Raw genomic sequence first — 19,268 nt, 5'->3', positions numbered from 1 at the left:
TCGGTTGAATGATGGGGAGCGCGACGCGATGCGGCCGGCGCCGAACCGGAAGCCCGCCACGCGCAGCGGCAGGGCTCGATGAGGGGGTAGCTAGCGCTTGGTGCGGAACAGTTGCGGCAGCAGCGCGGCAAGGCGTGCGCGTTCGTCGCCCTGGGCATTGTGCAAGGCTTGCTGCGGTCCGTGCAGGAATTTCGCGGTGAGCCCCTTGGACAGCGCCTCGAGCACTGCGTCGATGTCCTCACCCTTGGCAAGCAGCTTCCTGGCGCGTTCGAGTTCAGTCAGGCGCATCGATTCGCTGGATTCATGCAGGTCGCGGATCACCGGCACCACCGCGCGGGTATCCATCCAGTGCATGAACGATTGCACGCGATTTTCAATGATCGCCTCTGCCTGCGCGACTGCGGCCTGGCGGTTCTCGATGCCGGTCTGAACGGCCGTACCGAGATCGTCTACGGTGTAGAGGAACACGTCGTCGAGTCGGCCGACTTCCGATTCGATATCGCGCGGCACGGCAAGGTCGACCATGAACATGGGCTTGTGGCGGCGCGCCTTGATCGCGCGCTCGACCATGCCGAGGCCGATGATCGGCAGCGAGGAGGCGGTACTCGACACGACGATGTCGAACTGTGCCAATTGCTCGGGCAGATCGCCCAAGCGGATAGCGTGCCCGTTGAATCGGTGGGCGAGGGATTCGCCGCGCTCCAGCGTGCGGTTGGCAATTGTCAGAGTCTTCGGATTCTGTGCGGCGAAGTGGGTCGCGCACAATTCAATCATTTCGCCGGCGCCGATGAACAGCACGTTCTGTTCGGATATCTTGTCGAAGATGCGTTGCGACAGGCGTACCGCTGCAGCGGCCATCGACACGCTGTGCGCGCCGATCTCGGTGGTGGTGCGCACTTCCTTCGCGACGGCGAAGGTGCGCTGGAACATCTGGTGCAGGTAAGTGCCTAGCCCGCCGGCGGCTTCCGCGCGGCGCACCGCTTCCTTCATCTGGCCAAGGATCTGCGCTTCGCCCAGCACCATCGAGTCGAGCCCGGACGCGACACGGAATGCGTGACGCACCGCGTTATCCTGCGGCAGCGTGTAGAGGTATGGCCGCAGTTCGGAATAGGGCAGATTGTGATACTCGGCGAGGAAATGCGCGGTGGTGTCGATTGCTGCTTCGACGCCGCCCGGAACATGACTGGCGGCGTAGAGTTCGGTGCGATTGCAGGTGGAAAGAATCGCTGCTTCATCTGTCGAGCCGGCGGGAGCATGACGCGCAAACCAGGCGCGCGCTGACGCGACCGCCTGGCCGATCTGGTCAGCGGGAAAAGCCACTTTTTCGCGCAACGCAACCGGCGCGGTGTTGTGGTTGAGGCCGACGGTGAGAAGCTGCATTCCTGTTATGTCAATGCGGGTATTCGCGACGCTCTATTATAGCGCGTTGCCCCTCTGCAGGAGAGGGGCGTTTTCGTTGATAAAACGGCATTCAAGCCGTTCATCTTGACTTGGGATAAGTGAGGCGAAGAGGAGTCAGCGCGCCGGCAATTGCTCCAGCTGATAGCCGTAGCTGTACACGGGAACCAGGCGAAACCCGTTTTCCGGCCGCAGCCCGAGCTTGTTGCGCACGCGCGAAACGTGCGTGTCAATGGTGCGCGAGGGCGTCTCCGTATCGTGCGACCAGATCTTTTCGAGGATGTAGGCGCGCGACAGTGGTCTGCCAAGATTGCGGAAGAAGAGCAGCGCCAGTTCGAACTCCTTCTGCGTGACGTCGATCGTTGCGTCTGCGCGCGTGATGCGCGACCTGTCCGGCTCAAAGGTAAAGGGGCCGAAGCAAAACTCTTCACCGGCGTGCATGCCGGGATAGGCGCGCGCGAGCAGTACCTGCATGCGCAGCTGGAATTCGCCGCGGCGTAGCGGTTTGACAATGTAGTCGGTGGTGCCGCCCGCCAGCGCCTCGGCAAGCTGTTTTTCGTGCGTGCGTTGCGCCAGCAGCAGGATGGGCAGGTCGGCTGGCGCAATGGACCGGATTGCCTGCAGCGTCGGCAGGATGGATGGCTCGCCGGCCTTCCCGTCCATGACAAGCGCTTCGAAGTGCGATTGCCCGAGTGCGGCGAGGAGTTCCCGCGGATGACGAAACGCCTGGCAGGCATGGCCGGCATGCGTCAATTCCTGCCGCAGCAGTTCGACTTGATCACGGTCGGAATCCAGTACGGCTATCAGCATCACAAATCTTCGTGTTGCAGGTTGCTACTTGTCTTGGGCATGTTGTTCTTGCGCATGAGGGCGAGACGTAATTTACCCTATATTGCAAACTCCGCAAGCTTGCACAATTTTGCCGAGGCTCATCGAACCATCATGTTTTGCGCCAGCCAAATAACCACCTGCCCTGATCCTCATTCACGCAACACCCGCGGAAATCGATGCCGCCCAAAGGCTTTCCGCAGCCTCGCCGCCAGTCACCCAGCAGTCTCAGCGAGGGTGACCATGATTTCGGTTCGGGGCACGGATATCGACGTTGACGCAGCCCTTCTTGCCAGGCTGATCAGGGACGCGCCCATCGCGTTCGGTTTGTCTCTCTCGCAGGCGAGGAGATGATCGACCGCAGGAGAAGCCGGCACCGTGAAGTGGTTCGTTGCGTAGCCAAGCCCTGCAGCAGTCCTGGCTACGCAACGTTGAAGGTGATGTTATGCCTCGGCCAGAGTGATCGTCAGCTTCTGGAAAAAGCCGCCGAAGAATCTTTCCTGCCGAATGCTGGCAATGTGGGCATCCTTGGGCAGCCAGTCCCGGATTTCTCCTTTCCACATATCGGGTGCGAAAGGTTCAAGTTTCGTCAGCACCAGTGTCCAGAACCGGCAGAACAGGTTGGAGTGGTACGGGCGCGCAAAATCGACGATGGTGATCGTGCCGCCCGGGCGAACTACCCGCAGTGCCTCGGCGAGGGTCTTCTTGCGCACGGTCATGGGCTGTTCATGCATGAGGAAGAACAACAGGGCTTGGTCGAAGCGGCCATCGGCGAACTTGAGTGCCGTGGAATCCATCTGGTGCAGGGTGACGGGAGCCCAGGGCGATAGTTTGGGTGCAAGGTTGTCGAGTTGAACGCGGAGGATGTCAATCACGTCAAGCATGCCACCCGCCTCGACGCAGCGTGCCAGGCGCGGCGTGATGTCACCGTAGGCGCAGGAAATCTGCAGCGTGCGTCCCGGCAGGCTGCTGCCGTATCCGTCCAGCACGGCGCCGCACAGGCGCTTGTAGTTGCCAAGCAGGATGAGGTTGACCAGCCATTGCCGGTCCCAGAATCGCACTGCGCGCGGGTGCACGTACGCCCACCAGTAATTGTCCTGGAGGTAGTCGGGCACTGCGTATTGCGGCATGTCGGAAACAAGATCGGAAACTGCCGTGCTGTCAAATGAGTTTTCCATGTAGGGCCTCGCGGTTAGGTGCTTTCAGCATGTTGTTGTACTTGTATTGCGCCGGGGCAGCGGGTGCTGGACCTGGCTTGGTGCGGTGAAGCAAATCCTTGAATGCGAAGCGCGCGGCGTGCAGCCGGAAGCAATGTTTGCCGCGGCGCTGAAGCGCGGACAGGATCGGGTGCGAAGGCGGAAAAAGGAAAAGGATGGGCAGCAGGCTGGAAAAAAAGGAATCCAGCGCAGATCTGGAAAATGCCGGTCGCGCACGGCCGGCACCGAGCAACGCCCGACGTGGGCGTTGGATCGTTTCATGACTCCCGACTCCCGCAACCGATCGTGTCGGCAGCGTAGGTCCCCGGTTACGCCTTGATGATATCGTCGGCGATGGATGGGTGAACGCGTGTGTTCGGATCGTTCAATCCAGCGTGTCGTCGCGGGTACCGCGTAATCGAAGGTAGTTAGCGGTGATGAGGCTCAAATTCGACGACGAAGTATCGGCTTGGTTGATGCCTCGATGCAATGACTGGGATCAAGGAAAAAAGGAGCGCCGCCCGTTTCTGGAGGGAAGAACGGTGAGTAGCAGCCAGCCGGTCGCCAGATCGCAAAGGACAAGATGGCGATGGTAAAAACAAAAACGCCAGCTTTTGCAAGCTGGCGTTTTTCGGAATTTTTTGGTGGCCCGGGGCGGAATCGAACCACCGACACAAGGATTTTCAATCCTCTGCTCTACCAACTGAGCTACCAGGCCAAGGCGCGCAAGTATAGCAAACCTGTGGGATTATGCAAGCTTTTTGGCAAAGCGGATCATGCCGCAACGGCTATAATGCGATCTGAACGCTTGGCTTTTCATTTCTACCGGGCACTAGCCTCATGCATTTTCAAAGCAATATTTGTGTTATCGGGAACGGTGCGGTCGGCAAGGCTGCAGCCCTTGGTTTTGCGCAGGCCGGCCTCAGCGTTACCTTGCTGGCGCCGCATGCTGCGCCAACGGAGCCGGCACAGGCGGCGAGCTGGGATGTGCGCGTCTATGCTCTGAACCAAGTGGCACACGATCTGCTGTCATCCCTGAAAGTATGGCAGGCACTCGACGCGTCGCGTGTCGCGGCGGTCGATTCGATGGTCGTCAAGGGTGATGGCGAACAGGCTGGCAACCTCGCCTTTGATGCTTTCGGCGCACGCGCCGGCGCACTCGCATGGATTGTCGAAGACAGGAACATCAACCAGGCACTCGATGCCGCGCTCAAGTTCGCGCCGAACACACGCATCGTGAGTGGGCGGGCAACGCGCCTGGCTGCCGGCGCAGAGGGCGCGACTGTACATCTCGACAACGGCGATGTGATCGGGGCATCCCTGGTGGTCGGCGCAGACGGCGCGCAATCCTGGGTGCGCGGGCAATGCGATATCGGCATCGATTACCGCTCCTACGGTCAGCGCGCGATCGTGACCAATTTCGAATGCAGCAGGCCGCACCATGGCGCCGCGTATCAATGGTTCACTTCCACCGAAGGCATCGTGGCGCTGTTGCCCCTCCCCGGGCAGCGCACATCCCTGGTCTGGTCGGCGCCGGAAGTCCTGGCGCAAACACTGCTGCGCGAACCCTTGTCGCAGCTCGCCGAACGCGTCACGCAGTTGTCCGGGCATCAACTGGGGCAGTTGCATCCGCTGCAGCCTGAACTGGTCAGGGCATTCCCGCTCAGCCTGCTGCGTCCGCATGCCATCGTGGCGCCGCGCGTCGCGCTGATCGGCGATGCGGCGCATGTCGTGCATCCGCTGGCAGGGCACGGCATGAACCTCGGGTTCGCCGATGTCGCGGCCCTGGTCAAGCTGGTCGCGGAACGCGAGCCGCACCGGGATTGCGGCGACGAGCGCGTCCTCGCCCGGTATTCACGCACGCGCAAGGAAGACATTTTCCTCATGCAGGCAGCCACCGACGGCCTGGAGCGCCTGTTTGCGGCCGATTTCGAACCATTGCGCATCGCACGCAACCTGGGATTGAACTTGGTCAACAAATTACCGGTCTTAAAACGGGCATTGATTTCCCATGCCATGGGGAAAAAGCCTTGAAACAATCGAAAGATGAACTGAAAGACATGATGAAACTGACCAGATTGACTGCCATCGGCCTGTTGAGCCTTGCAGCAGGAATGGCGCTGGCGGAAAGCGCGTCGAAAGCGGTGCCCCAAAAGGAGACGGCCCAAAAAGACGGGAATCAGAAAGAGGCGATCCGTAAAGAAGCGATCCGAAAAGCGATCGAACCGCGCCTTGGCGACGGCGTCAAGATCGACTCCATTACCAAGACGCCGTATGGTGGTTGGTATGAAGTGCGCGTCGGCAGCGATGTCTTCTATACGGATCCGAAAGGGGAATACCTGTTCATCGGCCGTGTGGTCGATACCAAGACCTTCACCGACCACACCAAGGAACGCGTCGACGAACTCACGAAGATCAAATTCTCTGACCTGCCGTTCGAGTCCGCGCTGAAAACTGTCAAAGGCAACGGCAAGCGCGTCATTGCAGTGTTCGAGGATCCGAATTGCGGTTATTGCAAGCGCTTCCGCCAGACCCTAAGCCAGATGGACAACCTGACGGTCTATACCTTCATGTACAACATCCTTGCCGAGGATTCGGCCGTCAAGTCACGCAACATCTGGTGCTCCGCGGATCGTGCCAAGGCATGGGATGACTGGATGTTGAAGGGCAAGGCTGCCGATGCGGCACCGGCCAACTGCACTGCGCCGAATGAAAAGATTCTCGCACTCGGCCAGAAGCTGAAGATCACCGGCACGCCGACCGTCTTCTTCACCGATGGCACACGTGTTCCGGGCGCGATCGACCGCGCCGCGCTGGAAAACAAATTCGCCTCGATCAAGTAAGCAGAAATTTCATCGCGAGGGCGCGCATTCCAAACGGGGTGCGCGCCTTTTTTACGTCAATACGCGCTTTCCGGTCGCGCACTATAATCAAAAATTCACCCATGGAGACGCCCTATGTTCAATGCGATTTTGCTCAACAAGAATGAAGACGGCACGACAGATGCCAGGCTGACGCAACTCGATGACGCGCAACTTCCCGCTGACGGTGACGTGACAGTGCGTATCGACTACTCCACCATCAACTACAAGGACGGCCTCGCCATCACCGGCAAATCGCCTGTCGTGCGCAAGTGGCCGATGGTGCCCGGCATTGACGGTGCCGGCGAAGTGATTACTTCCACGCATCCAGACTGGAAAGCGGGTGATGTCTTCGTTCTCAACGGCTGGGGTGTCGGTGAAGTGCACATGGGCTGCCTCGCGCAGCGCGCCAGGCTGAAGGGCGACTGGCTTATCCCCCGCCCGCAAGGCATGTCCGCAAAGACCGCCATGGCGATCGGTACTGCAGGCTATACAGCCATGCTGTGCGCCATGGCACTACAGGAAAATGGGGTGACGAAGGACAGCGGCGACATCCTGGTGACCGGCGCATCGGGCGGGGTCGGCAGCGTGGCCGTTGCGATCCTGTCCGGCTGGGGTTATCGCGTGGTGGCATCCACCGGCAAGCAGACCGAAGCGGATTACCTGAAATCCATTGGTGCGGTGGAAATCATCGACCGCGCGGAACTGTCCGTGCCTGGCAAGCCCTTGCAGAAAGAGCGCTGGGCTGGCGTTGTTGACGCAGTTGGTTCGCATACGCTGGTCAACGCATTGGCCCAAACCCGCTACGGCGGTGTTGTCGCTGCATGCGGGCTGGCGCAGGGCATGGATCTTCCGGGGTCGGTTGCGCCATTCATCCTGCGCGGCGTCCGGCTGATCGGCATTGACAGCGTCATGGCGCCGAAGGCGAGGCGCATCGCCGCATGGCAGAAACTTGCCACCGACCTTGATGCTTCCAAGCTGGCTGCCATTACGCAGGAAATCACGCTGGCCGACGCGCTCGTGAAAGCGCGCGACATCATCGAAGGAAAAGTCCGCGGCCGGCTGGTGGTGAACGTCAATGCGTAGGATCCATGCATAACGACGTAGTCCGGCTGACCGGAATACTGCTTGCCGCGGGGCGGGGCACACGCTTCGACCCGAGCGGCGCGCAGGACAAGCTGCAGCAAATCCTGCCCGACGGACGACGCGTCGCTGTTACCGCCGCAAGAAACCTCCTCTCGGTCTTGCCGAAAGTGCTTGCGGTCGTTCGCCCCGAACAGCATGCACTGGCAGCAGAGCTGCGAGCGATCGGCTGCGAAGTGACGGTTTGCCAAAATGCGAATGAAGGCATGGCAGCATCGCTCGTTCACGCACTTTCGCAGGCACGCGACGCAGCAGGCTGGTTGATCGCCCTGGCCGACATGCCGCATGTGCAGTCGCGCACGATGGCAGCCCTCTCTGCTGCGATCCAGCAAGACACCGACATCGCCGTACCCATATATCGCGGCCTGCGCGGTAATCCCGTCGCATTCGGCCGCGCGCATCTGCACGACCTGCTGGCCCTGCGCGGCGACCAGGGCGCGCGCCAACTTCTCAAGACCCGGCCGCTGACAGAGGTCGTCACCGATGACCCTGGCATCGTGCGGGATATCGATACCGTCGCGGACCTCGCCGGCGTGCCGCTGGCTGCAAACGGCAGCGACAACAAACTGGATTGAAATGAAAAACGCGGTTTACTACACCATCGCCCCCAAGGATCTTGCGGCACACCTGTTTGAGGTCACCCTGATCGTCGACAAACCCGATCCAGACGGCCAGGTCTTCTCACTGCCGGCATGGATACCAGGCAGTTACATGATTCGCGAATTCGCACGCAACATCGTGCGCATTCATGCGTCATCGGGTGATGGAGACGTCGCGTTGGAAAAGCGCGACAAGCATACCTGGCAGGCGGCCCCATGCAAGGGGCCGCTCGTGCTTGCTTACGAAGTCTATGCATGGGACTTGTCGGTGCGTGCCGCCCACCTGGACCAGACGCACGGCTTCTTCAATGGCCCCAGCGTATTCCTCAGCGTGCGCGGACAGGAGAGCCTGAGCCATGTCGTCGACATCCGTCCTCCGGAGGGCGAGGTGTTCAAGGCATGGCGCGTTGCCACCGCGCTTCCCGGATTGAAGGCGAAGCGCTACGGCTTCGGCACCTATATGGCTGCCAGCTATGATGAACTGATCGACCATCCGGTCGAGATGGGCACCTTCGAACTGGCGACGTTCAAGGCCCACGGCGTTGCCCACGACGTCGTCATCACCGGGCGTGTGCCTAACCTCGACATGGCACGACTGACGGCAGACCTGAAAAAGATTTGCGAGGCGCAGATCGCCCTGTTCGAGCCGAAAAGCAGGCGCGCGCCGATGGACCGCTATGTGTTCATGACGCTTGCGCTAGGCGACGGCTACGGCGGCCTTGAGCACCGCACATCCACCGCCCTGGTTTGTTCACGCAACGACCTGCCGGTCAAGGGGCAGAAGGAAATGAGCGAAGGCTATCGGACATATCTCGGCCTGTGCAGCCACGAGTACTTCCACACCTGGAACGTCAAGCGCATCAAGCCGGCGGCGTTCGCGCCCTACGATCTGAGCACCGAAGGCTACACCTCGCTGCTATGGCTGTTCGAAGGATTCACCAGTTACTACGATGACCTGATGCTCGTGCGCAGCGGCCTGATCGATGAAACTGCCTACTTCAAGCTGCTCGCGAAAACCATCAATGGCGTCCTGCGCGGCAGCGGGCGCACCAAGCAGAGCGTCGCGGAGTCGAGCTTCGATGCCTGGACGAAGTACTATCGCCAGGATGAGAATTCGCCGAATGCGATCGTCAGCTATTACGCCAAGGGATCGTTGGTCGGTCTCGCACTTGACCTGACAATTCGCACCGAAACGAAGGGGCGCAAGTCGCTGGACGACGTGATGCGTGCGCTATGGCAGCGCTATGGCCGCGATTTCTACAGTGCCATCGGCGGCGAGGGTGTGTCTGAAGCCGGCGTAGAGCGCTTGTTCGATGAAGTCACCGGCCTGAAGCTCAAGCGTTTCTTCGACCGTTACGTGCGGGGCACCGATGACTTGCCGCTCACAAAACTGCTGGCGCCGTTCGGCGTCGAGGTGTCGGACAAGCGCAAGGATGGCAAGGAGGCGAAAGCGAGCCTGAACGTCCGCACCACGCGCGACGGCAACGACTGCAAGCTCGCGAATGTGTATGAGGGCGGCGCCGCGCATCGTGCAGGGCTTTCCGCCGGAGACATTCTTGTCGCAGTAGACGGCTTGCGCGTGACGGCTACTAACCTGGACAGCCTGCTGGCACGTTATCGTGTTGAGGATGCCGTCACGGTGCATGCATTCCGTCGCGATGAATTGATGGTGTTCACCGCGACGCTGGCTTCTGACGATGCGCCGCAGATGACGCTGGCAGGCCAGTCGAAACCGGTGGCGCTCGCGCGCCTGCGTGCTAACTGGCTGGGAATGAAAACGGCGTAGGCCCTGTTTGTTCGACAAGCCACGGTGCAGCCTGGCTTGTCGAACAGAGCCTGGAGGAACTTCAGAGGCTGAAAAGGCGTGCCAGTTCGGTGCCCGGATCGGGTGCGCGCATGAAGGCTTCACCGACCAGGAAGGCATGCACGTCTGCGTCGCGCATGCGCTTGACGTCATCCTGCGTCAGGATGCCGGATTCGGTGACCACCAGCTTTTCCGGCGGAATGCGCGGCAGCAGGTCGATGGTGGTCTGCAAGGATGTTTCGAACGTACGCAGGTTGCGATTGTTGATGCCGAGAAGGGCTGTCTTGAGCTTCAGCGCTGCGTCGAGTTCGTCAGCGTCATGCACTTCAACCAGCACACTCATGCCGAGTTCGTGCGCGCAGACTTCCAGTTCAGTCATCAAGCCATGATCGAGTGCGGCGACGATCAGCAGGATACAATCCGCGCCCCATGAGCGCGCTTCGTACACCTGGTATGGATCGACGATGAAATCCTTGCGCAGGACAGGAATGTCGCATGCGGCGCGCGCCCGCTTGAGGTATTCGGGCGAACCCTGGAAGAACTGCACATCGGTCAGAACTGACAGGCACGCGGCGCCGTGCGTGGCATACGATTCAGCAATCTCAGCGGGCTGGAAATCCGCCCGCAGCACACCCTTGGAAGGCGATGCCTTCTTGACTTCGGCAATCACGCCGGCATGACCAGCGGCAATCTTCGAGCGTAGACTGGTTTCGAAACCGCGCAGACCCTGGCGTGCTTCCGTGTCCGTTTCCACCTCGCGGCGCAGGCTGGCAAAGTCGCGATACTTCTTCGCAGCAGCAACTTCGCCGGCCTTCACATCGAGAATCTTTTTGAGAATATCGGACATGGCGGTTCAGGCAGATGCGCCAAGACGTTGCGTCGCTTCGACGAACTGATTCAGCTTCGCGCGCGCAGCACCCGAGGCAATGACTTCGCGCGCTTTGCCAAGGCCATCAGCGATCGAGGCCGCAACACCTGCCGCATACAGCGCCGTCCCGGCGTTGAGCACGACGATGTCGCGCACCGGACCCGGTTTGTTGTCCAGCGCCTCGAAGATCTTTTCTTTCGATTCCGCTGAACCGGATACTTTCAAATTGCGGCTTGCCACCATCTGCAGACCGAAATCTTCCGGATGGATTTCGTATTCGCGAATCTTGCCGTTGACCAGTTCGCCGATCATTGTGGCCGCACCGAGGGATACTTCGTCCATGTTGTCGCGACCCCAAACGACGACCGCATGCTGCGCACCAAGTCGCTCCAGCACGCGTACCTGGATGCCGACCAGGTCCGGATGGAACACGCCCATCAGGATGTTCGGCGCGCCGGCAGGATTGGTCAGCGGGCCGAGGATGTTGAAGATCGTGCGCACGCCCAGTTCCTTGCGCACCGGTGCCGCATGCTTCATCGCGGCATGGTGGTTCGGCGCGAACATGAAGCCGATGCCGGTTTCCTCGATCGATTCCGCGACCTGTTCCGGTTTCAGGTTGATGTTGGCGCCAAGCGCCTCCAGCACGTCCGCACTGCCGGAAGAGGAGGACACGCTGCGTCCGCCATGCTTGGCAACGCGCGCACCGGCTGCTGCGGCAACGAACATGGATGCCGTCGAAATGTTGAAGGTGTGGGCGGCGTCGCCGCCGGTCCCCACGATATCCAGCAGATTGTGTGTATTCTTTGTGGGAACCTTGGTGCAGAATTCGCGCATTACCTGCGCGGCGGCGGTGATTTCACCGATGGTTTCCTTCTTCACGCGCAAGCCCATCGTCAGTGCCGCGATCATGACAGGCGACATTTCGCCGCCCATGATCTTGCGGAACAACGACAGCATTTCATCGTGGAAGATTTCCCGGTGTTCGATACAGCGCAGCAGCGCTTCCTGCGGGGTGATCGGCATGGCAGTTTCTCCTTGCTTATCTCGTTTCACACCTTCCCTTTCGAGGGGATGGGGTGCGGATGGATGTAGGTCAGGTGTTCAGGAAATTCTTCAGCAGTTCGTGCCCATGCTCGGACAGAATCGATTCGGGGTGGAACTGTACTCCCTCCACTTTGAATTCCTTGTGGCGCACGCCCATGATCTCGCCGTCGTCGGTCCATGCTGTGATTTCGAGGCAATCCGGCAGCGACTCACGCTCAATGGCGAGCGAGTGATAGCGGATGACCGTGAATGGGCTGGGCAGTCCCTTGAACACACCGACGCCGGTATGCGTAATCGGTGAAGTCTTGCCATGCATGACCTGCTTCGCGCGAACCACCTTGCCTCCGAATGCGGCGCCGATGCTCTGGTGGCCGAGGCAGACGCCAAGGATCGGGATCTTCCCGGAAAATTCCTTCAGCAAGGCGATGGAAATCCCGGCCTCATGCGGCGTGCACGGCCCGGGCGAAATGCAGATGCGATCCGGCTTCATTGCTGCGATCTGGTCCAGCGTGATTTCATCATTTCGGAAGGTGCGCACTTCTTCACCGAGCTCGCCAAAGTACTGGACCAGGTTATAGGTGAAGGAGTCGTAGTTATCAATCATCAGCAACATGTCAGATCCCCCCGTCCAGTCCGTCTTGCACCTGCTCGGCCGCGCGCAACACTGCGCGCGCCTTGTTCTCCGTTTCCTGCCATTCCATTTCCGGCACCGAGTCGGCCACCACGCCGGCAGCCGCCTGCACATACAGCATGCCGTCCTTGATCACGCCGGTGCGGATCGCAATCGCCAGATCCATTTCGCCGCCGAAGGACAGATAGCCGCAAGCGCCGCCATAGATGCCGCGCTTGACTGGTTCTAGCTCATCGATGATTTCCATCGCGCGAACCTTCGGTGCGCCGGAGAGTGTGCCGGCAGGGAAGGTCGCCTTCAGCACGTCGAGGTTGGAAAGTTCCGGCTTGAGCGTGCCTTCCACGTTCGACACGATATGCTGCACATGGGAGTATTTTTCGATCACCAGCTTGTCCGTCACCTTCACGCTGCCGGTTTCCGCGATACGGCCGATGTCGTTGCGCGCCAGGTCGATCAGCATCACATGTTCCGCGATTTCCTTTGGATCGGCCAGCAATTCCTTCGCCAGTTGAGCATCCTTCTCCGGCGTCGCACCGCGCGGACGGGTGCCGGCCAGTGGGCGAATCGTGACTTTCTTCTTGCCGTCGTCGGTCTGCTCGTTACGGACCAGGATCTCCGGCGATGCGCCGACGATCTGCATGTCGCCGAAGTTGTAGAAGTACATGTATGGTGACGGATTCAGCGAACGCAGCGCGCGGTACAGTGACAGCGGCGAATCCACATACGGCTTCTTGAGGCGCTGGCCGACCTGCACTTGCATCAGGTCGCCGGCCATGATGTATTCCTTGGCACGCGCGACCGCCTTCAGGTAATCGGCCTTGTCGAATTCACGGATGGTGTCGGTACGTACCGACGCCGACGTGACCGGCACATCAACCACCCGACGCAGCATCGCGCGCAGATCCTTCAGCCGCTGGCGCGCCTTGGAATATGCTTCCGGCTGGGTCGGATCGGCATAGACGATCAGGTATAGCTTGCCGGAAAGATTGTCGATCACCGCTAGCTCTTCCGTCACTAGCAACTGGATTTCCGGCACGCCGAGATCGTCTTTCGGCGCGGTATGCGCAAGGCGCTTCTCGATATGACGCACTGTGTCATAGCCAAAATACCCCGCCAGGCCGCCGCAAAAGCGCGGCATGCCGGGGCGGACCGCTGCCTTGTAGCGCGCCTGGAATTCGGTAATGAATTCGAGTGGATTGCCTTCATGCGTCTCCACCACCACGCCATTCTTCACCACCTCGGTCCTGGTGCCATAGCTGCGCATCAGCGTCGTTGCCGGCAGGCCGATGAACGAGTAGCGCCCGAAGCGCTCGCCGCCGACGACGGATTCGAGCAGGAAGGTATTCCGGCCGGCGTTCTGGGTCTGCGCGAGTTTCAGATAGAGCGTGAGAGGTGTTTCCAGATCGGCAAAAGCTTCGGCGATCAGCGGAATACGGTTGTAGCCTTGCGTGGCCAGCGATTTGAATTCGAGTTCGGTCATGTTTCTCTCCGGGCGCTATTGTAGAACGAGAGTGCAATAGCGGGGGGTATCAAAAAACGTTGCCAACCGGGCATGGCGGTCAGCGGCAATGTGGGTTATTCAGCCCAGGATTGCCAGCGTCGCCACAGCCAGGCCTCATACAGGCCCAGCGAGGTCGCATCACGTTTTTTGTCGAGAAACATTCGTTTGCGGTTATGCGGAAATGAGTTCAGCTGCGTCCAGCAGCGTCGAAACTATACCATCCGAATCGACTTTGTGTATAGATTCCCCATGGTTGTAACCGTAGGGCACGTTCAACACCCGACAACCCGCCGCCCGTGCTGCCTGGGCATCGTTGGAGGAATCACCGATGGCAAGCGCCTGTGCCGGGAGGACCTTGAAATCCTCGCAGACCTTCAGCAGTGGATAGGGATCCGGCTTTTTCTTCGGCAGCGAATCGCCGCCGTAGACGATGTCGAAATATCGGCGCAGCCCGGTTTTTTCGAGCAACGGCATGGCGAAGCCGATCGGCTTGTTGGTCACGCAAGCCAGGCGCAGACCCTTGGCCTGCAGTGCCGCCAGGCCCTCATGCACGCCAGGATAAACACTCGAGTACTCGCCATTGATTGCGAGGTAATGCTTCTCGTACGAAGCCAGCGCGCGCGGATAGTGCTGTTCGATGCCGTCTTCGGCATAGTCGACGCCGAGCACGCGCCGCATCAGGTTCTCAGTGCCCTTACCGACGAAATGCGTAATGCTTTCCATGTCCAGTGGGCCCAGGCCGAGTTCCGCGCGCATGCGGTTGACGGCGACGTGAAAGTCCGGTGCGGTATGCACCATCGTTCCGTCCAGGTCGATGATGGCGGCGCGGATGTCCTTCAGCGTGGTGAGTCTCGCTACGGTCATGCTTGCGCCAGCTGGCCGCGCATCGCGTCGATCACCGCCTTGTAGTCCGGTTTGCCGAAAATCGCGGAGCCTGCCACAAAGGTGTCCGCCCCGGCGCGCGCCGCGTCAGCGATATTCTCTACCTTGATGCCGCCGTCGACCTCCAGCATGATGTCCCGCCCTAATTCGTCGATGCGGCGCCGCACGTCGGAGATTTTCTTCAACGCACCCGGAATGAAGGACTGTCCGCCGAAGCCCGGGTTGACCGACATGATCAGGATGATATCGAGCTTGTCCATCACATGGTCGAGGTAATGAAGCGGCGTCGCCGGATTGAATACCAGGCCGGCCTTGCAGCCGTTGTCGCGGATCAGCTGCAGCGAGCGGTCGATGTGGTCGGATGCCTCCGGATGGAAGGTGATGATATTCGCACCCGCCTTGGCAAAATCTGGAATGATGCGGTCAACCGGCTTGATCATCAGGTGCACGTCGATCGGCACCTGCACATGCGGGCGGATGGCTTCGCAAACCAGCGGGCCGACGGTCAGATTCGGCACGTAATGGTTGTCCATCACGTCGAAATGAATGATGTCGGCGCCGGCGGCGACAACATTGCGGACTTCTTCTCCCAGGCGGGCGAAATCGGCAGAAAGGATGCTGGGAGCAATACGGTAGGTTGGCATGACAGACAAATTTAACAAGGATCCGCTATTCTACCCTTTCGGTTCATGCGCAGTATTGCAGGTGCGCCGGAATTCGTGTGCAATGAAACAACCTTCCGGCGGCATGAAAATAATGACAAGGAATCCAATGGCATCCTATGAATTTTCCGTATCCGTAAAGACGCAATACCTCGCCGAACAGTCCGATCCGGAACGTTCCAGTTATGTATTTGCCTACACGATTACGATCAAGAATACCGGAAGCGTGGCAGCCCAACTGATTTCGCGCCACTGGACCATCGTCGACGGAAATAACCGGGTGGAGGAGGTGCGTGGGCTTGGAGTTGTCGGCCATCAGCCCTTGCTCCAGCCGGGTGAGCAATTCGAATATACCAGCGGCACAGCGCTGGCCACGCCGCAAGGCTCGATGGTCGGGACTTATTTTTGCGTTGCCGAAGACGGCGAGCAGTTCGAGGCGAAGATTCCTGAATTCATCTTGTCGTTGCCTCGAACCTTGCATTGAATTAATGTTCCGGGTTGTCCTTGTGCGACAGCGGTTCCTGTTGCGCCGGCTGGTCCTGTTTTTTCCCGGAGAACATCGTCCACCAGACGATAAACACCAGCAAAAAGAGAGCGATTCCCGCTTCAAGCAATATCAGCCACATAGTTTTCTTGCATTCCCAATGTCAGTGATCCGCCCAAGTGTACTCGTAACGGCAATTATCGTCGTGCTTTCCGCCTGCACTACCGTTCAGGTGACCAAGCCTCCTGTCAGCACATCCAAACCTGCGGAAGGACCTCAGGAGATCCTGCGCCCAACAACGTTTTCCATGATTCCTGGCTGGGACAAGGACGACCTGCGTGAAGCCTTGCCACCATTTCTTGCGTCATGCGAAGCGCTGATAAAGAAGCCGGACTGGCGCGAACCATGCTTGGTCGCTCGTGAAGTCGACGCAAAGAGCGAGAAAGCAGTGCGAACCTTCTTCGAATCGTTTTTCGTGCCGCATCAGGTATTCAATCCGGACGGCACGGACAATGGCCTCGTTACCGGCTATTACGAGCCGCTCCTGCACGGAGCGCGCAAGCGCGGCGGTCCGTACCAGGTGCCGCTCTATCGTACGCCGGACGACTTGCTCACGATCGAACTGGGAAGCGTCTACCCTGAGCTCAAGAGCCTGCGGTTGCGTGGCCGCCTGGTTGGCAACAAGGTCCTGCCTTATCTGTCGCGCGCCGAGATGGCGCGATCCGGCGCACTCACTGGCAAGGAGCTCATGTGGGTCGATGATCCGATTGAAGCGTTCTTCTTGCAGGTGCAAGGTTCCGGACGCGTGCAACTTGCTGACACCAGAGAGACAGTGCGTATCGCCTTCGCCGATCAGAACGGATATCCGTACAAATCCATCGGCCGCTATCTGGTCGACAAGGGAGAAATGACGCTCGACCAAGCTTCCGCCCAGAATATCAAGGCATGGTTCGCTTCCCACCCGACACGCCAGCAGGAATTGTTGAACGCCAATCCGAGCTATGTCTTCTTCAAGGAAGAAAAATTGACGGATCCGAACAAAGGTCCCAAGGGGGCGCTCGGCGTGTCCCTGACTCCGCAGCGATCGATCGCCATTGATCCGCAATACATTCCACTCGGCGCTCCGGTTTTCCTTGCGACCTCGCAGCCTGGTACAGACGCACCATTGCAGCGGCTGATGTTCGCTCAGGACACCGGCGGCGCAATCAGGAATGCCGTCCGTGCGGACTTCTTCTGGGGCTTCGGTTCCGATGCCGGCGAGAAAGCAGGCAAGATGAAGCAACGCGGGCTGATGTGGGCATTGCTTCCGAAGGCCGCGGTGGTACTCCGCGCGACCAGATAACCTGCGAAAGCCTGGACGACCTTTCCAGGCGGAATGTGTGTGACCGGCGTCGTCAGAAAGGCGAGAAAGCGCCGGCCAGCAAACTGGATGGAGCCAGCGCTGCGGATTCCGCCGGAGTCGTCTGCATGGCAAGCGCCAACGTCGCATCCATCGTCGATAGATGGAATGCATACCACTGGGGCAAGAGTTGATCGACAAGCTCCCGGCCGACCTGCAGATCGCCGTCCATAATCCGTGAATGAACATTGTGCAACGCGCCTAACACCCGCGCATGCTGTTCCAAATGAGTTCTCGACGCCGGAAAGTCGACATCATCCATCCATTGCTCTTCCTGGCGAAAGGCTTGCTCGATCTTTTTTACAAAAGCCTCATACGCAATGCTGAATTCATGATCGCCGCTGCGTGACAACGCGTCCATGGTTTCGAAAATGTCATAGTGAAGGTGATCCATCGCCTGTACGCCTGATGTTGTTTCGATACCCGAGATTTCCTCTGACAAAATAATCCCTTTCCCGGAATGCCGCCCACCCGCGTCATCGGCGATGAACGTCTGCGACGGCTCTTGCAGCTCACGGCGCCGGAAAGGAGAACCGTCGACTGACTCCCGGCGCACGATCGGATTCGGCATGGCACTCGACTCGACGGAATATGTTTGCTGCATTACAGGTCCTCCGCGCGTTAATAGGAATTGACTTGTCATCCCTGATAGGCTTGACGCTATTTAGCCCGAGCCATGCTACGTGTTCAGGACAGGCCGGTTTTGACATTCCTCAAGCGGTGTCGGACGCTTGAACGCATGCGCGGGAAACATTTCAGGGCAAGAGTAAAATTACGCGGTTCTTTTTTGACAGGAGCTTTAGATGAACTATGAAAACATCGTGGTTGAGACCCAGGAGAAGGTCGGAGTCATCCGCTTGAACCGTCCGAAAGCGCTGAATGCGCTTAACAACCAACTGATGGATGAACTCGGCGCTGCGCTGCTCGCTTTCGATGCCAATGAAAACATTGGCTGCATTGTCATCACCGGGAACGAGAAGGCTTTCGCCGCCGGTGCGGACATCGGAGCGATGGCCGAGTACTCGTACATGGATGCCTTTAAAGGCGACTACATCACGCGCAACTGGGAGCAGATTCGCCGTGTCCGCAAGCCTGTGATTGCCGCGGTAGCCGGCTTCGCCCTCGGCGGTGGATGCGAATTGGCGATGATGTGCGATTTCATCATTGCAGCCGATACCGCGAGATTCGGTCAGCCCGAGGTCAAGCTTGGAACGATTCCGGGAGCCGGCGGAACACAGCGCCTTCCGCGTGCGGTTTCCAAGGCCAAGGCAATGGACATGTGTCTTACTGCTCGCATGATGGATGCAAACGAGGCCGAACGGGCCGGGTTGGTATCCCGCGTTGTGCCTGCTGAGAAACTGATGGAAGAAGCCCTTGCCGCGGCCGCCACCATCGCAGGAATGTCTCTCCCGATCGTCATGATGGTCAAGGAATCCATCAATCGGGCGTACGAGGCCACGCTTGCTGAAGGCGTGCAGTTCGAGCGACGGCTCTTCCATGCAACTTTTGCGACTGAAGATCAAAAAGAAGGCATGAAGGCTTTCATGGAGAAGCGTGTGCCGAACTTCCGCAACCTTTGACGTCTTTCGGATCCCGTCGGAACCGTGCAGGAAATCCAGTTGGCGATAGACTGCAACCACGAGTGCGCCAGGAGGGGGTAAGAAAGCTTCCGGGTGGCGGCTCAAGCAGGTTGACTGAATGCGGAAAACGCAGCATAATCTCCCCTCTTTGCTGCCGGTTAACAAAGCGATTTGCCGGCAGATGGCGAGGCTGAAAAGTCGAGCAAAAAGAAACGGTTAAGCGAGTAAGTCGATGGTGAATTCAGACTTGACGCGAATCGAAAAGTGCTTCATAATCTCGTTTCTCTGCTGCTGACAAACAAAACGATTTGTTGGGGCGTTGCGAAGCGCAAGCGAGCAACGGCGGAGCAGGTTCTTTAACAAATAACAGCCGATAAGTGTGGGCGCT

General features: G+C 59.3%; 19 protein-coding genes and 1 tRNA gene. 8 read left to right on the top strand and 12 right to left on the bottom strand.

The annotated features are described in order from the left end of the window. Positions 1-90 precede the first annotated feature (90 nt). From hemA to VJ698_RS15120, 4 genes are all read right to left on the bottom strand, one after another. Entirely contained in the window at positions 91-1,380 is a 1,290-nt protein-coding gene (gene hemA / locus VJ698_RS15135) for a glutamyl-tRNA reductase (RefSeq protein ID WP_324103615.1), read from the bottom strand. A 135-nt stretch (positions 1,381-1,515) separates the two neighbouring features. Beyond that, complete coding sequence (locus tag VJ698_RS15130) at positions 1,516-2,208, bottom strand: response regulator transcription factor (protein WP_324103614.1); 693 nt, start codon at positions 2,206-2,208, stop codon at positions 1,516-1,518. Positions 2,209-2,669: 461 nt separating this feature from the next. Further along, on the bottom strand, positions 2,670-3,404 hold the full coding sequence (gene rquA / locus VJ698_RS15125) for a rhodoquinone biosynthesis methyltransferase RquA (protein ID WP_324103613.1): 735 nt from the start codon (positions 3,402-3,404) through the stop codon (positions 2,670-2,672). A gap of 660 nt (positions 3,405-4,064) precedes the next feature. Continuing rightward, positions 4,065-4,140 (bottom strand) — tRNA-Phe (locus VJ698_RS15120). Between the two features lie 122 nt (positions 4,141-4,262). Between VJ698_RS15120 and VJ698_RS15115 the strand changes: the two genes are divergently transcribed. The 5 genes from VJ698_RS15115 (at position 4,263) to VJ698_RS15095 (ending at position 9,811) form a co-directional block, all read left to right on the top strand. Further along, positions 4,263-5,456 (top strand): UbiH/UbiF family hydroxylase, encoded by a 1,194-nt coding sequence (locus tag VJ698_RS15115; protein WP_324103612.1) that lies wholly within the window; start codon positions 4,263-4,265, stop codon positions 5,454-5,456. A gap of 29 nt (positions 5,457-5,485) precedes the next feature. Continuing rightward, the gene (locus tag VJ698_RS15110) at positions 5,486-6,265 is read left to right on the top strand and encodes a DsbC family protein (protein WP_414691166.1); all 780 of its coding nucleotides are present in this window, start codon (positions 5,486-5,488) and stop codon (positions 6,263-6,265) included. A 114-nt stretch (positions 6,266-6,379) separates the two neighbouring features. Beyond that, entirely contained in the window at positions 6,380-7,369 is a 990-nt protein-coding gene (locus VJ698_RS15105; RefSeq protein WP_324103610.1) for an MDR family oxidoreductase, read from the top strand. A 5-nt stretch (positions 7,370-7,374) separates the two neighbouring features. Then, a complete protein-coding gene (locus VJ698_RS15100) occupies positions 7,375-8,001 on the top strand; it encodes a nucleotidyltransferase family protein (protein ID WP_324103609.1) in 627 nt (208 codons plus the stop codon). A 1-nt stretch (position 8,002) separates the two neighbouring features. Then, positions 8,003-9,811, top strand: coding sequence for a M61 family metallopeptidase (locus VJ698_RS15095; RefSeq protein ID WP_324103608.1), 1,809 nt, complete (start codon positions 8,003-8,005; stop codon positions 9,809-9,811). 61 nt (positions 9,812-9,872) lie between these two features. Here VJ698_RS15095 and trpC read toward each other — a convergent pair whose 3' ends face one another. The 6 genes from trpC to rpe all read right to left on the bottom strand — a co-directional run bounded on the left by trpC (position 9,873) and on the right by rpe (position 15,399). Then, positions 9,873-10,676 (bottom strand): indole-3-glycerol phosphate synthase TrpC, encoded by an 804-nt coding sequence (gene trpC / locus VJ698_RS15090; RefSeq protein ID WP_324103607.1) that lies wholly within the window; start codon positions 10,674-10,676, stop codon positions 9,873-9,875. A 6-nt stretch (positions 10,677-10,682) separates the two neighbouring features. After that, positions 10,683-11,720: an anthranilate phosphoribosyltransferase gene (gene trpD / locus VJ698_RS15085; RefSeq protein ID WP_324103606.1), complete on the bottom strand. Its 1,038-nt coding sequence runs from the start codon at positions 11,718-11,720 to the stop codon at positions 10,683-10,685. Positions 11,721-11,790: 70 nt separating this feature from the next. Beyond that, entirely contained in the window at positions 11,791-12,354 is a 564-nt protein-coding gene (locus tag VJ698_RS15080; protein WP_324103605.1) for an aminodeoxychorismate/anthranilate synthase component II, read from the bottom strand. Position 12,355: 1 nt separating this feature from the next. Then, entirely contained in the window at positions 12,356-13,852 is a 1,497-nt protein-coding gene (gene trpE, locus VJ698_RS15075) for an anthranilate synthase component I (protein ID WP_324103603.1), read from the bottom strand. A 192-nt stretch (positions 13,853-14,044) separates the two neighbouring features. Further along, on the bottom strand, positions 14,045-14,737 hold the full coding sequence (locus tag VJ698_RS15070) for a phosphoglycolate phosphatase (protein WP_324103602.1): 693 nt from the start codon (positions 14,735-14,737) through the stop codon (positions 14,045-14,047). Continuing rightward, positions 14,734-15,399: a ribulose-phosphate 3-epimerase gene (gene rpe, locus VJ698_RS15065; RefSeq protein WP_324103601.1), complete on the bottom strand. Its 666-nt coding sequence runs from the start codon at positions 15,397-15,399 to the stop codon at positions 14,734-14,736. The genes VJ698_RS15070 and rpe overlap by 4 nt, the downstream gene beginning before the upstream one ends. 127 nt (positions 15,400-15,526) lie before the next feature. Between rpe and apaG the strand changes: the two genes are divergently transcribed. Continuing rightward, positions 15,527-15,901, top strand: coding sequence for a Co2+/Mg2+ efflux protein ApaG (gene apaG / locus VJ698_RS15060; RefSeq protein ID WP_324103599.1), 375 nt, complete (start codon positions 15,527-15,529; stop codon positions 15,899-15,901). A gap of 1 nt (position 15,902) precedes the next feature. Here the strand turns inward: apaG and VJ698_RS15055 are convergent, their stop codons facing one another. Further along, complete coding sequence (locus VJ698_RS15055) at positions 15,903-16,043, bottom strand: hypothetical protein (RefSeq protein ID WP_324103598.1); 141 nt, start codon at positions 16,041-16,043, stop codon at positions 15,903-15,905. 18 nt (positions 16,044-16,061) lie between these two features. Here VJ698_RS15055 and VJ698_RS15050 point away from each other — a divergent pair, with 18 nt between their 5' ends. Continuing rightward, positions 16,062-17,243 carry a murein transglycosylase A gene (locus VJ698_RS15050; protein ID WP_324103597.1) on the top strand — a complete coding sequence of 394 codons (1,182 nt, stop codon included), beginning with the start codon at positions 16,062-16,064 and terminating at the stop codon, positions 17,241-17,243. Between the two features lie 52 nt (positions 17,244-17,295). On the opposite strand, the gene VJ698_RS15045 is transcribed toward VJ698_RS15050, so the two are convergent. Continuing rightward, entirely contained in the window at positions 17,296-17,904 is a 609-nt protein-coding gene (locus VJ698_RS15045; RefSeq protein WP_324103596.1) for a hypothetical protein, read from the bottom strand. 199 nt (positions 17,905-18,103) lie between these two features. On the opposite strand from VJ698_RS15045, the gene VJ698_RS15040 reads away from it, so the two are divergent. Beyond that, positions 18,104-18,880, top strand: a complete 777-nt coding sequence (locus VJ698_RS15040) for an enoyl-CoA hydratase (protein ID WP_324103595.1) — start codon at positions 18,104-18,106, stop codon at positions 18,878-18,880. Positions 18,881-19,268 lie beyond the last annotated feature (388 nt).

This window comes from Noviherbaspirillum sp. (assembly GCF_035254685.1).
In the GTDB taxonomy this organism is placed as follows: domain Bacteria; phylum Pseudomonadota; class Gammaproteobacteria; order Burkholderiales; family Burkholderiaceae_D; genus Noviherbaspirillum.
This window is presented reverse-complemented; position numbering and strand designations above follow the sequence as displayed.

What these genes read in the sequence shown, in the direction of transcription:
- VJ698_RS15095 (WP_324103608.1), top strand. Translation starts at nt 8,003, where the DNA reads ATGAAAAACGCGGTTTACTACACCATCGCCCCCAAGGATCTTGCGGCA.
- trpC (WP_324103607.1), bottom strand. Translation starts at nt 10,676, where the DNA reads ATGTCCGATATTCTCAAAAAGATTCTCGATGTGAAGGCCGGCGAAGTT.
- hemA (WP_324103615.1), bottom strand. Translation starts at nt 1,380, where the DNA reads ATGCAGCTTCTCACCGTCGGCCTCAACCACAACACCGCGCCGGTTGCG.
- trpD (WP_324103606.1), bottom strand. Translation starts at nt 11,720, where the DNA reads ATGCCGATCACCCCGCAGGAAGCGCTGCTGCGCTGTATCGAACACCGG.
- rquA (WP_324103613.1), bottom strand. Translation starts at nt 3,404, where the DNA reads ATGGAAAACTCATTTGACAGCACGGCAGTTTCCGATCTTGTTTCCGAC.
- trpE (WP_324103603.1), bottom strand. Translation starts at nt 13,852, where the DNA reads ATGACCGAACTCGAATTCAAATCGCTGGCCACGCAAGGCTACAACCGT.
- rpe (WP_324103601.1), bottom strand. Translation starts at nt 15,399, where the DNA reads ATGCCAACCTACCGTATTGCTCCCAGCATCCTTTCTGCCGATTTCGCC.
- VJ698_RS15045 (WP_324103596.1), bottom strand. Translation starts at nt 17,904, where the DNA reads ATGCAGCAAACATATTCCGTCGAGTCGAGTGCCATGCCGAATCCGATC.
- VJ698_RS15115 (WP_324103612.1), top strand. Translation starts at nt 4,263, where the DNA reads ATGCATTTTCAAAGCAATATTTGTGTTATCGGGAACGGTGCGGTCGGC.
- VJ698_RS15110 (WP_414691166.1), top strand. Translation starts at nt 5,486, where the DNA reads ATGAAACTGACCAGATTGACTGCCATCGGCCTGTTGAGCCTTGCAGCA.
- VJ698_RS15100 (WP_324103609.1), top strand. Translation starts at nt 7,375, where the DNA reads ATGCATAACGACGTAGTCCGGCTGACCGGAATACTGCTTGCCGCGGGG.
- VJ698_RS15080 (WP_324103605.1), bottom strand. Translation starts at nt 12,354, where the DNA reads ATGTTGCTGATGATTGATAACTACGACTCCTTCACCTATAACCTGGTC.
- VJ698_RS15130 (WP_324103614.1), bottom strand. Translation starts at nt 2,208, where the DNA reads ATGCTGATAGCCGTACTGGATTCCGACCGTGATCAAGTCGAACTGCTG.
- VJ698_RS15040 (WP_324103595.1), top strand. Translation starts at nt 18,104, where the DNA reads ATGAACTATGAAAACATCGTGGTTGAGACCCAGGAGAAGGTCGGAGTC.
- apaG (WP_324103599.1), top strand. Translation starts at nt 15,527, where the DNA reads ATGGCATCCTATGAATTTTCCGTATCCGTAAAGACGCAATACCTCGCC.
- VJ698_RS15050 (WP_324103597.1), top strand. Translation starts at nt 16,062, where the DNA reads ATGTCAGTGATCCGCCCAAGTGTACTCGTAACGGCAATTATCGTCGTG.
- VJ698_RS15070 (WP_324103602.1), bottom strand. Translation starts at nt 14,737, where the DNA reads ATGACCGTAGCGAGACTCACCACGCTGAAGGACATCCGCGCCGCCATC.
- VJ698_RS15055 (WP_324103598.1), bottom strand. Translation starts at nt 16,043, where the DNA reads ATGTGGCTGATATTGCTTGAAGCGGGAATCGCTCTCTTTTTGCTGGTG.
- VJ698_RS15105 (WP_324103610.1), top strand. Translation starts at nt 6,380, where the DNA reads ATGTTCAATGCGATTTTGCTCAACAAGAATGAAGACGGCACGACAGAT.